Annotated in this window: 14 protein-coding genes and 2 pseudogenes; 5 read left to right on the top strand and 11 right to left on the bottom strand. The window is 38.5% G+C overall.

Features of this window, described 5'->3' with window-relative positions; translation table 11 throughout:
• Positions 1 to 4: 4 nt before the first annotated feature.
• The 4 genes from A6749_RS20640 to A6749_RS20625 form a co-directional block, all read right to left on the bottom strand.
• Positions 5 to 1327, bottom strand: coding sequence for a dihydrolipoamide acetyltransferase family protein (locus tag A6749_RS20640; RefSeq protein ID WP_066395487.1), 1323 nt, complete (start codon positions 1325 to 1327; stop codon positions 5 to 7).
• 86 nt (positions 1328 to 1413) lie between these two features.
• On the bottom strand, positions 1414 to 2391 hold the full coding sequence (locus A6749_RS20635) for an alpha-ketoacid dehydrogenase subunit beta (protein WP_066395484.1): 978 nt from the start codon (positions 2389 to 2391) through the stop codon (positions 1414 to 1416).
• Positions 2392 to 2394: 3 nt separating this feature from the next.
• Positions 2395 to 3510, bottom strand: coding sequence for a pyruvate dehydrogenase (acetyl-transferring) E1 component subunit alpha (gene pdhA / locus A6749_RS20630; protein WP_066395482.1), 1116 nt, complete (start codon positions 3508 to 3510; stop codon positions 2395 to 2397).
• Between the two features lie 454 nt (positions 3511 to 3964).
• Positions 3965 to 4627, bottom strand: coding sequence for a YkyA family protein (locus A6749_RS20625; RefSeq protein WP_236719709.1), 663 nt, complete (start codon positions 4625 to 4627; stop codon positions 3965 to 3967).
• A 155-nt stretch (positions 4628 to 4782) separates the two neighbouring features.
• Here A6749_RS20625 and def point away from each other — a divergent pair, with 155 nt between their 5' ends.
• Positions 4783 to 5337 (top strand): peptide deformylase, encoded by a 555-nt coding sequence (def, locus tag A6749_RS20620; protein WP_066395479.1) that lies wholly within the window; start codon positions 4783 to 4785, stop codon positions 5335 to 5337.
• A gap of 81 nt (positions 5338 to 5418) precedes the next feature.
• On the opposite strand, the gene A6749_RS20615 is transcribed toward def, so the two are convergent.
• A complete protein-coding gene (locus A6749_RS20615; RefSeq protein WP_066395474.1) occupies positions 5419 to 6189 on the bottom strand; it encodes a Cof-type HAD-IIB family hydrolase in 771 nt (256 codons plus the stop codon).
• Positions 6190 to 6731: 542 nt separating this feature from the next.
• On the opposite strand from A6749_RS20615, the gene A6749_RS20610 reads away from it, so the two are divergent.
• The 4 genes and pseudogenes from A6749_RS20610 to A6749_RS28160 form a co-directional block, all read left to right on the top strand.
• Positions 6732 to 6941, top strand: coding sequence for a DNA-dependent RNA polymerase subunit epsilon (locus A6749_RS20610; RefSeq protein ID WP_066395471.1), 210 nt, complete (start codon positions 6732 to 6734; stop codon positions 6939 to 6941).
• Between the two features lie 6 nt (positions 6942 to 6947).
• On the top strand, positions 6948 to 8615 hold the full coding sequence (rnjA, locus tag A6749_RS20605; protein ID WP_066395468.1) for a ribonuclease J1: 1668 nt from the start codon (positions 6948 to 6950) through the stop codon (positions 8613 to 8615).
• 201 nt (positions 8616 to 8816) lie between these two features.
• Positions 8817 to 8968, top strand: a pseudogene (locus tag A6749_RS27825) (transposase); the annotation flags it as partial.
• Positions 8967 to 9151: pseudogene (locus A6749_RS28160) on the top strand (transposase); the annotation flags it as partial. The pseudogenes A6749_RS27825 and A6749_RS28160, both read left to right, overlap by 2 nt.
• A gap of 304 nt (positions 9152 to 9455) precedes the next feature.
• On the opposite strand, the gene A6749_RS20600 reads toward A6749_RS28160, so the two are convergent.
• From A6749_RS20600 to dapD, 6 genes are all read right to left on the bottom strand, one after another.
• A complete protein-coding gene (locus A6749_RS20600; RefSeq protein ID WP_280525599.1) occupies positions 9456 to 10157 on the bottom strand; it encodes a potassium channel family protein in 702 nt (233 codons plus the stop codon).
• A 43-nt stretch (positions 10158 to 10200) separates the two neighbouring features.
• Positions 10201 to 11103 carry a DUF4349 domain-containing protein gene (locus A6749_RS20595; RefSeq protein ID WP_066395465.1) on the bottom strand — a complete coding sequence of 301 codons (903 nt, stop codon included), beginning with the start codon at positions 11101 to 11103 and terminating at the stop codon, positions 10201 to 10203.
• A gap of 140 nt (positions 11104 to 11243) precedes the next feature.
• Entirely contained in the window at positions 11244 to 11699 is a 456-nt protein-coding gene (locus A6749_RS20590; protein ID WP_066395463.1) for a TlpA family protein disulfide reductase, read from the bottom strand.
• 68 nt (positions 11700 to 11767) lie between these two features.
• Positions 11768 to 12316 (bottom strand): peroxiredoxin, encoded by a 549-nt coding sequence (locus A6749_RS20585; RefSeq protein WP_066395461.1) that lies wholly within the window; start codon positions 12314 to 12316, stop codon positions 11768 to 11770.
• 281 nt (positions 12317 to 12597) lie between these two features.
• Complete coding sequence (locus tag A6749_RS20580; RefSeq protein WP_066395458.1) at positions 12598 to 13722, bottom strand: N-acetyldiaminopimelate deacetylase; 1125 nt, start codon at positions 13720 to 13722, stop codon at positions 12598 to 12600.
• A 54-nt stretch (positions 13723 to 13776) separates the two neighbouring features.
• Positions 13777 to 14481: a 2,3,4,5-tetrahydropyridine-2,6-dicarboxylate N-acetyltransferase gene (dapD, locus tag A6749_RS20575; RefSeq protein ID WP_127486255.1), complete on the bottom strand. Its 705-nt coding sequence runs from the start codon at positions 14479 to 14481 to the stop codon at positions 13777 to 13779.
• Positions 14482 to 14531: the final 50 nt, after the last annotated feature.

Below are 14531 nucleotides of genomic sequence, written 5' to 3'. Positions count from 1 at the left end.
GTTATTACGCCTCCATTAACAAAAGTTCTGGGTCGTTTAATAATCGTTTAATATGATTCATTGCATTTTGTGCAGTCGCACCATCAATCATCCGATGGTCGAAGCTTAAACTAATTGCTAAGACTGGTGCTGCAACAATTTCTCCATCTCTGACAATTGGTTTTTCAGCAATACGGCCAATACCCAGGATTGCAACTTCCGGATGGTTAATGACCGGAGTAAACCATTGACCGCCTGCAGAACCGATATTACTAATTGTGCAAGAGCCGCCCTTCATTTCGTCTGGAGCCAGCTTGCCGCTGCGTGCTTTATCAGCTAATTCGTTAATTTCCTGTGAAATTGTAAAAACCGATTTACGGTCAGCGTCTTTAACAACCGGAACTAATAATCCTTTTTCCGTATCAGCGGCGATACCGATATTGTAGTAATGCTTGTGAACGATTTCGCCTGCTGCATCATCGATAGATGTATTCAATACCGGATATTCACGTAAAGCACTTGTTAAAGCTTTTACGACATATGGAAGGAATGTCAGCTTAATACCTTTTTGTGCTGCAACTTCTTTAAATTTCTTACGATGTGCCACAAGTTTCGTTACATCCACCTCATCCATTAAAGTAACATGAGGAGCTGTATGCTTAGAGTTAACCATCGCTTTGGCAATTGCCTTACGGATTCCGCTTAATTTTTCACGAGTTTCCGGATATTGTCCTTGCGGAACAGCAGCGGCTTGGGTCGTTTCAACCGTATTTCCCGCCTCTTCCTTCGTTTCAGCAGCAGGGGCGGTTTGAACAGCTTGCGCGCCTCCATTTAAGTATGCATCAATATCATCCTTCATAATCCGGCCATTGTTGCCTGTTCCAGCCACTAAATGGATATCAACGCCTTTTTCGCGTGCATACTTTCTTACAGACGGCATTGCAATAATACGACGGTTTGGATCCACTTCAGCTTGCTTCGCTGGTTCTACTGCAGCCGGTTGTGATACTGTTTCGGGTTTTGTTTCAGGTGCTGGAGCAGCTTCAGGTGCTGCTTCTTGTTTCGTCTCTTCTTCACCGTGATCGCCTTTAAATTGTAGATCCTCATAGCCCGGAGCATCAAAAGTAACCAGAACTTGTCCTACAGTTGCAACAGTTCCTTCACCTATTAGAACTTCTATAACGGTTCCTTCTACCGGAGAAGGGATTTCAACAACAGCTTTATCATTTTGGATTTCACAAAGTACATCATCTTCTTTTACTTTATCACCTGGTTTAATAAACCATTTGACAATTTCGCCTTCATGAATACCTTCACCAATGTCAGGCATTTTAAATTGAAATGACATTAGGTTTTTCCTCCTATTTTTTCCAAATTATTTAATATAGTAAAGCCTAATAGGGAAACAGACCACTCTGTCTATTTCCCCTTTCATTAAAATGTTAAAACCTTTTTAGCCGTTTCGATTACATCCTTATAGTTTGGAAGCCAAACAGTTTCTGCTTGTGAGAACGGATAAACGGTATCAGGTGCCGCCACACGTAATACTGGAGCTTCTAGACTTAGGATGGCACGATCATTGATTTCGGCCACAACATTTGCTGCAACCCCGGCCATCTTCTGTGCTTCCTGTACGACAATAGCGCGGCCAGTTTTTTCAACAGATGCAATAATTGTATCAATATCAAGCGGACTGATTGTACGTAAATCAATAACCTCTGCAGAATAACCTTCTTTTGCTAATTCATCTGCAGCTTTTAATGATTCATGGACCATTGCACCATATGTGATAATAGATACATCAGTGCCTTCTCGTTTTACATCTGCTTTTCCAAGCGGAATTGTATATTCTTCTTCCGGCACTTCCTGACGAAACGCACGGTATAATTTTAAATGCTCAAGAAAAATGACTGGATCGTTGTCACGAATAGCTGAGAGTAACAATCCTTTTGCATCGTATGGTGTTGATGGCACAACAACTTTTAATCCAGGAGTTTGGGCCATTAAGCCTTCTAAGCTGTCTGAGTGAAGCTCAGGAGTATGAACACCGCCGCCAAATGGAGAACGAACAGTAATTGGCATATGGTAGCGTCCGCCTGAACGGTAGCGCATACGGGACATTTGTCCGGCAATAGAGTCCATCACTTCAAAAACAAATCCGAAGAATTGAATCTCAGGGATTGGACGGAACCCTTGAAGCGCCAAGCCAATTGATAAACCGCCAATTCCAGATTCAGCAAGCGGTGTATCAAATACGCGGTCTTCGCCAAATTCTTTTTGAAGTCCTTCCGTAGCACGGAATACCCCGCCGTTTACGCCAACGTCTTCCCCAAAGATTAATGTTTTCGAATCATTTTGCAGCTCTGTACGGAGAGCATCAGTAATTGCTTGTATCATTGTCATTTGAGCCATGACTTACTTCGACTCCTTTGCTTGATAAATTTCATATTGTTCATTTAAGTAATTTGGCATTTCTTCAAACATATTCGACATTAAATCAGTAACCTTTTGTTTAGGAGCCGCGTCCGCTTTTTTGATTGCTTCTTTAATATCCTCTTTTGCCTGTTCAATTACTTCGTTTTCTCTTTCTTCACTCCAAAGTCCTTTCTTTTCCAAGAACTTGCGGAAGCGAACAATAGGGTCTTTCTTTTCCCATTCATTATCAAGGTCAGCAGTACGGTATCGAGTTGGGTCATCACCAGCCATCGTATGTGGCCCATACCGATATGTTAATGTTTCAATTAATGTAGGACCTTCTCCGTTGATGGCGCGTTCACGTGCTTGTCGGGTAGCCGCATACACTGCTAATGGATCCATACCATCCACCTGAATTCCAGGGATTCCTACCGCAACAGCTTTTTGGGCAATTGTTTTGGCAGCTGATTGCTTTTCAACAGGAGTTGAAATGGCAAAGCGGTTGTTTTGGACAATGAAAATTGCCGGAGCCTTGAAAGCACCCGCAAAGTTAATTCCTTCATAGAAATCACCTTGGGAAGCACCGCCATCACCAGTATAAGTAATTGCTACGGCTTTCGTACCATTCTTTTTAATGCCAAGTGCGACACCGGCTGCTTGAATATATTGAGCCCCGATAATAATTTGAGGTGACAATACGTTAACACCTTCAGGGATTTGATTTCCTTGGTAGTGTCCGCGTGAGAATAAGAAGGCTTGGTATAATGGCAGGCCATGCCATATTAATTGCGGAACATCGCGATATCCCGGTAAGATAAAGTCTTCTTTTTCAAGTGCAAATTGACTTGCCAGCTGTGATGCCTCTTGACCTGCAGTTGGTGCGTAGAAACCTAGTCTGCCTTGACGATTCAGGGAGATAGATCTTTGGTCTAGGATACGCGTGTAAACCATTCGACGCATTAGCTCTTGAAGCTGTTCGTCGGAGAGATCTGGCATTGCTGCCTCATTTACAATTTCTCCATCCTCATTAAGAATTTGCAGTGTTTGAAATTGCTCTTCAACTACTTCGAGTGTCTTTTTTCCATCAATAGAGGCGTTTTGCGTTTTTGAAGCCATTTTGTCACATCGTCCTTTCTATTTAAATTTAAGTAAAATTAAAATATGCCTTTGCATAGAATGCCCCAAATATAAATAAAAAGCATTTACATTATTACTGGGGAATTCTGGACCATTTTAGTGAATTCAAGGATCAACTTATTGTTAGCTTTTCACAGAAAAGACAAGTTAAAACCATAAAATCACCATGTTACCACCAATTATACTGTATCAATTTTATACCAATAAATATTAATACAATTTTTGAATACATTTTGAGTTTACATCATTCATTTCACTCCGTCAAATACTTAATGCAATAATTTTTCACCATTAATAACTTATTAATCATTCAGCATTTGTGATCGACTGTATCAATCAAAAATGCAGAACTGTTATATAAAATCACGATTTTTTCTCAGTTGTTATAATATAGAAAAAATCGGCCAAATCAGCCGATTTTTTAAGAATGCTATTATTTTTTTTCGGTAAGACCTGCTTTTTTATAAAAAGCTTGCTTTTTTTCATTATATTGTTCTGTCAGCCCATTAAAGCTTTCATTAGCATCGGAAATTCGATTGTAGATTTGATTAAGATTTTTCACCTGCTCCTCAAGGTCTTTAATGGGTAGATTCTTGTTTTTAAACATTTCATATAATTTTTTATCATTTTCTAATGCATCTGAATATTCCTTGTACAATTCATTATGAACCTGATATCTTTTCATCATAATATCGTACAATTCATCAGTAATTTTTCTTAATTCCGGGTCCTCTAATTTCACCTTTAGGGCCTCTATTTTTTGAAATTCCTTTTCTGATTCCTTAATGCTCGCTGTTTCTTTTTCCATTAATTCTTTTCTTTGGTCAACAGAAGAAATAGCTTGATCGGACAGCTTTACAATCTGATCATATTGTTTCATGCCTAAATAAATGATTTGGTCATAAATCTCTTTTTCCTTTTTCTCCAATGCGACTAGCGGCCCCTGCTGATCTTCAAATACTTTTTCCTTAGCCACCGTCTTTTCCAACACATCATATATATCTTGAACAGCCGTATTTTTCTCAGTACAGCCTGAAAGAATAGCAAAAATCGCAAAAATGGTAATCATGATTTGACTTTTTCTTAAAAAAATCACTTAACAATCCCCCTTACCACTCTTAACTATACCGACATAAGGTCTGATTTACAATCAAAATGGGAAAGTTTCCGTTTTACTTTTGTTAACATTTTGCGGATTGTTTGATAGACTATTTTCATATTACATAAATTTAAATCACAGGAGTGAACGTCATGATAACGATGGATGATATCATTCGAGATGGCCATCCAACACTTCGAAAAATGGCCGAAGAGGTCGTTTTGCCGCCGTCTGAAGAAGATAAACAAATATTAAACAGTCTATTGGAATATGTGATCAATAGTCAAAATAGCGAAATTGCCGAAAAATATGGTTTGCGTCCCGGAATAGGGCTGGCAGCACCGCAAATCAATGTATCAAAACGGATGATTGCCGTTCATGTTAACGGTGACCGGGACGAACTTATCAGCTATGCTCTTTATAATCCAAAAATTATTAGCCACTCTGTTGAAAAGGCCTATTTAAAGTCCGGTGAAGGCTGTCTTTCGGTGGATGAGTCGATTCCCGGCTATGTCCCCCGATATGCTAGAGTGACTGTTAAAGGATTCAACGCAGATGGAAAAGAGGTTAAGATTCGCTTAAAGGGGTTGCCGGCGATTTGTTTCCAGCATGAGATTGATCATTTAAATGGGATTATGTTTTATGATCATATTAATAAAGATAATCCATTTAAACCGATTGAGGATGCAGTTGAGATTGATAGATAAAAAACCCGGTTCTCTTGAGCCGGGTTTTTTTATGTGATTTCCGCTCCAGGCTCTTCGCTTCAATCACCATTAAAATGATCTTTATATCAGTTCCAATTCTTTTAGGCCGTTCCAGATGCCATTTTCGGATACATCGGTGGTGATAAGGTCGGCTTGTTTTTTCGCTTCGGGTACGCCATTTCCCATTGCAACGCCAGTTCCGACAGCTTTCAGCATTTCTAAATCATTTAACCCATCACCAAATGCAAAGACGTCTTTCAAATCGAATCCCAATCGCTCAATCAGCTTCTTGATTCCTTCTGCTTTCGATCCTCCGTTAGGCAGCACATCTACACTGTAAGGATGCCAGCGGATGAAACGAAATTGCTCAAACTCGTCGAAATACTGTTGCTCAACATTTTCTTCACAAAAAAGTAAAGCTTGATATATTTTTTTATTCAGATAAAAATCGGAATCTTCTTCCGGATGGGGAAATCCTAAGCTTGTCAGACTTTGTTCAATAAATTGATGGTGCCTGACACTGCCTTTCATCGTTTTTTCATCCATAAATACTAACGGGTGGCTGTTATCCTTTGCACATTCAGTAAATCTCTCTAATTCTTCCTGTGATAATGGATTTTTATAGATGACCTCATTCTCAAAAACAACATATTGCCCGTTAAAGCAAACAAAGGAATCAATACCCAGTTCTTCTCGCAAATTTTCAAACATAAACGGCGCCCTGCCAGTAGCAATTGCAGTAAAAACACCATTTTCCTTCAATTTTTGAATGGCCTCTTTTGTACTGTTAGGAAGATTTTTTTGATGATCCAGCAACGTCCCATCTATATCAAAAAAAACAATTTTTTTCATAACCACATCTTCTCCTAAAAGGTTCTTCTCTTCGTTTATATCCTCTAAAAAGCTAAACCATATACAACAGAAAGTCAATTTTCCTTCACTTCAATTCCATGATTATCCATGAGAAAATCCGCATTTTCATCATATAATATATAGTAAAAATATGAATTTGAACGGTAAATCTTTTAAGCAAGTAAAAAAATTTCAATTATTTGTCATTGTTGACTTTACTTTGGACAAGGAACGTTTAAAATAAACTTAAGGAGATGATCCACTATGTTAAAGAAGCTAAAGAAAAAGCTTTTAAAACAGTGGAAAGACTTACTGCGAAAAAAATCTATTGCCTAAAAAAAGTTTACTTCCTGGACATTAAAAACTTTTTGAGCCCTTCAAAGTTGCGAAGGGCTCCTTCGTTATTGTAAAGTGATTAACAGTAACTTTATTTTTACATAGTTTTTCACAATAGACCTAATAATTCCAATAAAATAAATGAAAAAGATGAAAATCTTTTATATAATAGAAAAAGTTATGATTTTATAAGGAGCGAGATTACAGTGATTTTTAAAGTATATTATCAGGAATCAAAAACTGAAGTACCGGTAAGGGAAAAAACGAGAACAATTTTTATTAATGCTGAATCTGTTAGAGAGGTCTATACCAAAATTGCGGATAAAGGATTTAATATAGAATTAATTCAAGAAGTAAAAGGGGCTTATTTAGAATATGAACAACAAAATGAAGACTTTAAAGTATTGGAGATTTGATAATTTATGAAATTTGTAAAAAATGATCAAGCAGCTGTTTTTGCCCTCGGGGGATTAGGCGAAATTGGCAAAAACACTTATGGGGTACAATTTCAGGATGAAATTATATTAATAGATGCTGGAATAAAGTTCCCTGAAGATGAATTGTTAGGGATTGATTATGTAATCCCAGATTATACTTATTTAGTGAAAAACGAGGAGAAAATAAAAGGATTGTTTGTTACCCATGGCCACGAAGATCATATCGGCGGAATCCCTTATTTGCTGCGGGAAGTTAACATTCCTATTTACGGAGGCAAACTTGCTCTTGGGTTAATTAAAAATAAATTAGAAGAGCATGGGTTACTCCGGAGTGCAAAATTGATTGAAATCAAAGAAGATGATGTGATTAAATTCCGCAAAACATCTGTTACGTTCTTCCGTACCACTCACAGTATTCCTGATTCATACGGAATTGTTGTCAAGACCCCTCCAGGGCAGATTGTCCATACAGGTGACTTCAAATTTGATTTTACCCCTGTGGGAGAACCAGCGAATTTGACTAAAATGGCTGAGATTGGCAGAGATGGTGTACTATGTTTGCTATCTGACAGTACAAATAGTGAAATACCGGAATTTACGATGTCAGAACGACGAGTCGGTGAAAGTATTCAGGATATTTTCCGCAAGGTAAACGGACGGATTATTTTTGCTACCTTTGCCTCTAATATTCACCGCCTGCAGCAGGTAACCGAAGCAGCGGTCGCAAATGGACGAAAAATTGCCGTGTTTGGCCGGAGCATGGAGGCTGCAATTAATATTGGCCTGGATTTAGGCTATATTAGCGCCCCAAAGGATACGTTTATTGATGCGGGACAAATTAACCGCATTCCAGCCGAAAAGGTAACGATTCTTTGTACAGGAAGTCAAGGTGAGCCGATGGCGGCATTATCAAGAATTGCTAATGGGACCCACCGGCAAATTCAAATTATCCCAGGGGATACTGTCGTATTTTCTTCATCACCAATTCCTGGGAATACAATAAGTGTCAGCCGCACCATCAACTTGTTATATCGTGCCGGCGCGGATGTTATTCATGGCAAATTAAGCAATATCCACACATCCGGCCATGGCGGCCAAGAGGAACAAAAGCTAATGCTTCGTTTAATTAAACCAAAGTTCTTTATGCCTATTCACGGTGAATACCGAATGCAGAAAATGCATGCTAAACTTGCGGTGGATTGCGGTGTTGAGGAAGAAAACTGCTTTATTATGGATAATGGCGAAGTTCTTGCGCTTTCTGATTCTTCAGCACAAATTGCTGGGAAAATCCCATCAGGCTCTGTTTATATCGATGGCAGTGGTGTCGGTGATATCGGGAACATCGTCTTAAGGGATAGAAGAATTCTTTCTGAAGAAGGCCTTGTTGTGGTAGTTGTCAGCATTAATATGAAGGAATTCAAAATTGCTTCCGGTCCGGACCTTATTTCCCGCGGATTTGTTTATATGCGCGAATCTGGTGATTTAATTAATGATGCACAAAATCTAATCACTAAACATTTAAATAAGATTATGGAACGAAAAACAAGTCAATGGTCGGAAATTAAAAATGAAATTACTGATACATTAGCTCCTTTCCTTTACGAAAAAACAAAACGCAGACCAATGATTTTACCAATTATTATGGAAGTATAAAAAAAGAGAAGCATCGCTTCTCTTTCAGGCTGTCGAAAAACTTTCGATGGCCTTTTATCTTATATTAACACTTTAATGATTCACTGCGTTAATTCGTTATAATAATATTAATATATAAGCTTTTCAACAGGTCTGTTGATTTCAATAAAGACCTTCGTTCAACAAATAAATAATTTAAATAAGTGGTGAAATCAATGTTTAAGCCAAAAGAGATTAGAAAGGGAAATAAGAATAAACGTAGCCTACCGCTGGTTTTTAGGTTTAAAATTCAAGGATTCAGTTCCACATCACTCCACGATTAGCTGGAATCGTCAACATCGATTTAAGGAACAAATATTTTCCAGGAGATTTTTATCTAAATCGGGAAAACTGCTTTATAAATTTAGAAAGGAAAAAATTAAGCGAAACTTTGCAGCCTCAAAAGAACTGCATGGGCTTCTTACTACCAGTTACGGGGATTTAAGAAAGCGAGTGAACAGGCTCTCCTTACTGCAGCCTGCCAAAATATAAAAAAAGATTGCAACACATTTAGCTAGGTTGGAAAAGGTGTGTTGCAATTCTTTAGGTTGATTTGCTCCCTGTTGATTGGAGCGGAGGGCACTCGACTCCTGCGGGATTGAGAGGTCACTGGAGACCCCACAGGCGCAAAGCAACGAGGAGGCTCCAGGACCTCCCCGCGGAAAGCGAGTGCCCGGAGCGGAAATCAACAGGCCCCGTTAGCATGGTCAATCTTATTATAAAATCCGTATTTTAAGTCTGACAAAATGAAAAATTGCCGAGAAAAATACCCTTTCTCGACAATCTGAAAGAGAAGCATCGCTTCTCTGTTTTGCTTTGCACTTATTCCATAACTTTTTTTTCAAATCGATCGATATCATTATCTGTTCCTATTACAATTAAAACGTCATTGATATGGATCATTTCCGATGCCAGCGGTGAAACAATGATGTCTTCTCCCCTTTTAATAGCGACGATGTTTAACCCATATTTCTTACGAATATCCATATCCATGATCGTATGTCCGCCTATCTTTCCATTAGCGACGATTTCCACGATGCTATGTTCATCTGATAGTTCAAGATAGTCAACAACATTACTGGAAGTCATATTGTTCGCAATCCTTTTTCCCATATCTCTTTCCGGGTGGACGACATGGTCGGCGCCAATCTTTCTTAATACCTTTTCATGATAATCATTTTGAGCCTTAGCGGTAACACATGCTACCCCTAACTCTTTTAAGATCAATGTAGTAAGGATGCTTGATTGAATGTCGTCCCCTATAGCAACGATAACATGATCGAAATTGCGGATCCCCAGGCTTTTCAATACTGCTTCATCGGTTGTATCTCCGACTACCGCATGGGAGGCAATCATGGAAAATTCATTCACTCGTTCTTCATTAACGTCAATTGCTAGTACTTCCATTCCTTCATCCGTTAAGGTGCGGCAAATACTTCCTCCGAAACGACCTAAACCTATGACTGCAAAACTCTTTTTCACAAAAACTCCCCCAACAATTACAATTACTTCATATTGTATCATTACGGTACCTTTTTTTGCTATATTAAGTTTTTACCGCTCATGGTTAGTTTTGATTATTTCTTTTCCTTTTTCTATAAATATAAAAACCAATGAATCCAAGAAGAATTATTGTTACGATGATTGGCAGGTTTCCGAAAATGAAGACAACTAAACTCGAAACAGCGGACAGTAATAAATTGGTACTTTTCATGAATTGTTTTTTCGTTTTGTCCCATGTATTTAATTGATCATTTTCAATCTCCGGAACAATCACCTTATTTTCATAAAGTGTAATCGTAACTGTTGAGTAGGAGGTCTGGTTTTCCAGGTATTTCATTTTCCCTTCAATCGTTTCAATTTCCTCCTGAACAGCAGCTAAATCATTAGAAATTTTTAATAAGTCCTCGGTTTTTACGGCATTTTTCATAAACGACAATAATCGTTCCTCAACTACCCGTTTCGATTTCAATCTAGCCTGTAAATCAACATACTCTTCAGTTACGTCCTGTCCGATAATATTACGCTGGAGAACCTCTGCTGCCTCTCCTTCAGCATCGTCCAAAAATTGGTGAAAATGTGTTTGTGGAATCCGAATTTTTATCATACCGCTTAATTGCTCTTTACCCTCTCTTGTGACATTAGATTCCGCAATATAACCGCCATATTTCGCCGCATTTTTCTCAATTACTTGAACAGTTCTTTCGAAATTCTTTACCCTAAGGTGTAAATCTGCTTGATAAATAACCATCTTTGCAGGCGCGGCAACTTTTTCAGCCTGTACATTATTTTCAGTTGCTTTCTGATCTGTTTCGGCGCGGTCATCATTCTTTGCAATGATTCCTGTACTTTCCCCAGCCATACTTTTTGCTGAATCCATTGCCTCTTTGCTTTCGGAATTACTTGAACTGCAGGCAGCAAGCGTAAAAAGCAGGAATACGATCGACAGCCATTTTATTAGTATTTTCAACTCATGACACCCCTTTTTAGTGTTAAAATCACGGTTACTATTACCGACGATAAAAAAAGGGTGAGGTTACAATATGTTCCAAGTCGAAAATAAAAAAACTGCTCGTTTATTCAAAACGAACAGTCCTAAACCTTCAAAAGTTATTCAGCTTTTTCTAACTCGTCTAAAACACGGTTAACTCGTTTTTCCAGCATCTTCATGCCGCTTCCGCCAGCTTGGAAGTGACGAAGCTTACCGTCTTTATCAAATACATAATATGCAGGAACATATTGATTTTCAAATGCATCGGTTAATTTATGCTCGCTATCTACAAAAATCGGCTGCGTAATTCCGTGCTCAGCTGCAACCTGCTTGATTTCTTCAATATTTAAATCATTTTCTGACCTTGGCATATGGACAGCTACAACGTTTAATTTATCGTTATATTGGTCACGGAATTGATTGATTTGCGGCATGGCTTCTTTACATAAATGACAGCTAATGGACCAGAAGTGAATTAGTGTTGGTTTTTGGCCGACCAGTTCATCTTTCGTTACTTGTCCATTAAGCCATTCGGTTGCTCCTGTTAATTCCGGCATCTGTTCGCGTAACTTCATTTAAACGCCCCCTTATTTTAAAAATAGACCTAACACAGTATGGTTAGGTCTATCAATTTCATTTAAAATTACACATTAAGTGTAGCTTGTCCAGGCTTCCAGTTTGCTGGGCAAAGTCCGCCTGTTTGTAATGCTTGAAGAACACGTAATGTTTCATCAACATCACGGCCAATGTTGTTGTGGTTTACTACAGAGTATTTTAATTCGCCTTCTGGGTCGATGATGAATAGGCCGCGAAGTGCAACACCCTCTTCTTCGATTAATACACCATAGTCACGAGCAACAACGTGGTTTGTATCCGCAGCTAAAGGATAGTTTAAATCGCCAAGACCATTTTCTTTACGATCTGTTTTAATCCAAGCAAGGTGGGTATGAATTGTATCAGTAGAAGCACCAATTACCACTGCATCTAGATCATCAAATTCTTCATAGCGGTCAGACATTGCTGTAATTTCAGTCGGGCACACAAATGTGAAATCCATTGGATAGAAGAACAATACTGTCCATTTGTCATTTTTCATGTTTTCTTCAAGGCTTACTTTACCAAATTCTTTATTTGGTAATACTGCGTCCATTTCGAAACGTGGAGCTTGTTTACCTACCATACGTTCTGGCATTTTAAAATCCCTCCATAGTATATTGATAAAATGAGTTTTTATAGCAATTCTCATTTGCTATCTTGTTTACATGTTTCATTATAGGCTAATTCTTATTTTGAGTCAATATTAAATTATAATTAATTTAAATAAATATTAATTATAATATTCTGCCTCAATTCCCCTTAATCAGTTTGCCCTGACTATGGAAGAATAAACGACGATATGTAACATATTTTCCCTTAATCCACCATCATTTTAGCATAATTAACCATAACAATAAAATAAAACGACTCTTATTCTCACTTATGATTTCCCTTAAATGTTATATAATTTGTCATAATTCTTACCGCCGCTCCAATTGCATCCTCATTTGGGTTTAACTTTGCATGATGGAGACCATATGGAGTGTTAACGCCAAGCCAAAACATGAATCCAGGTATTTCCTTTAACATGTAACCAAAATCTTCTCCAGTCATCGCTTCCCTACATTCAATTAGCTTAACCTCCGGATCTTCCTTGAGAAAACTCATAAATTCCCGTGTTAGTTCTTCATGATTATAGACTTGATAATACATAGAACCATAATCAATATTTGCTTCACATTCAAAGCCTGTCTCAATACCGGCAACAATGGCCTCAATGCGGTGCTTCACCTTTGCCATTGATTCCGGAGTTAGTGTTCGAATCGTCCCTTCAAGTCTTGCCGTTTCCGCAATTATATTTTGAACCGTTCCCCCTGTAATCTTTCCAATCGTAATAACCGCAGAATCTAAAGGATTTACATTTCTCGCAATAATTGTTTGTAATTGAGAAACCAGTGCACATGCCGCAATCACCATATCATTTGTTTGGTGTGGCATCGCGGCATGCCCACCTTTCCCTTTTAAATCAATAAATAATTCAGAAGTATTGGCGAATAATAATCCCTCTTTGACCGCCACTGCTCCGACCGGATATTCCGGAGCAATATGCAAAGCAAAAATCATATCTGGCATCCATTCCTGCATTTCTTTTGTCTGCAGCATCGGTTCCGCCCCGCCCGGCCCTTCCTCCGCCGGCTGAAAAATAAATAATAGGTCATCGTCAATCGGATTATGTACAAAATGGGTTAGTACCCCTAAAGCTATACTCATATGAAAATCGTGACCGCAAGCATGCATTTTGGCCTCATGTGTGGAGGAAAACGACAGCCCGGTTTCTTCCGTTATTGGCAGTCCATCGATATCTGTTCTGTAACCAATCGTTTTCTTTGGATTCATACCGTGAACCTTAACAAATAAGCCAGTCTTCCATTTTTTTATTGTAAGCCGGTCCTGAGGCATTGAATGTAGGTAATTTAATATATAGGCCTGAGTTTTATATTCTTGAAAGCCCAGTTCAGGAATTTGATGCAGGTCCCGGCGTATTTGAATTAAGCTATTCATTTTCGTCACTCCTTTAAAAATAAGCGTGGAATAGCTTCCACGCTTATTTGTTTATTATAATTGTCTTAGTTCCTGCATTATTTCTGTTTTTGATTTTGTTTTTTCATCGATATCTTTAATTTTCCGTGCAGGTGTACCTGCGACTACTGTAAATGGTGCAACATCTTGAGTAACTACGGCACCGGCAGCAACAACCGCACCCTCTCCTACAGTCACGCCTTCAAGTACAACCGCATTTGCGCCAATTACTACATCATCCTCGATAATAACAGGTTTCGCGGACGGCGGTTCAATTACACCAGCTAACACCGTACCGGCGCCAATATGGCAGTTCTTTCCGACCGTTGCTCGTCCACCAAGAACGACCCCCATGTCAATCATCGTTTTCTCACCGATCACTGCGCCAATATTAATAACAGCACCCATCATAATGACAGCATTATCACCAATTTCTACCTGATCACGAATAATGACACCCGGTTCAATGCGAGCATTAATATGCTTTGTATCCAATAATGGAATGGCTGAATTACGGCGGTCGCTTTCAATCACAAAATCTTCTATTTTCGCTTTATTCGCTTCCAAAGCAGCTTCGATTTCTGACCATTCACCAAAAACAACACCTGTAGATCCATTGATAAAGGATTTTGAATTACTTCCAAATTCAATACCTTCTAGGTCACCTTTTACATATACCTTAACCGGTGTGGATTTTTTGCTATTTTGGATAAAAGAAATAATTTCATGTGCATCCATCATTTATAGTTCCCCCTTTTTTCATACTAAAAAATACTTTAACAAACTAAGGC

The organism is Neobacillus mesonae, assembly GCF_001636315.1.
In the GTDB taxonomy this organism is placed as follows: domain Bacteria; phylum Bacillota; class Bacilli; order Bacillales; family Cytobacillaceae; genus Neobacillus; species Neobacillus mesonae.
The sequence above is the reverse complement of the archived record's forward strand: the minus strand, read 5'-3'. Positions and strand labels throughout refer to the sequence as shown.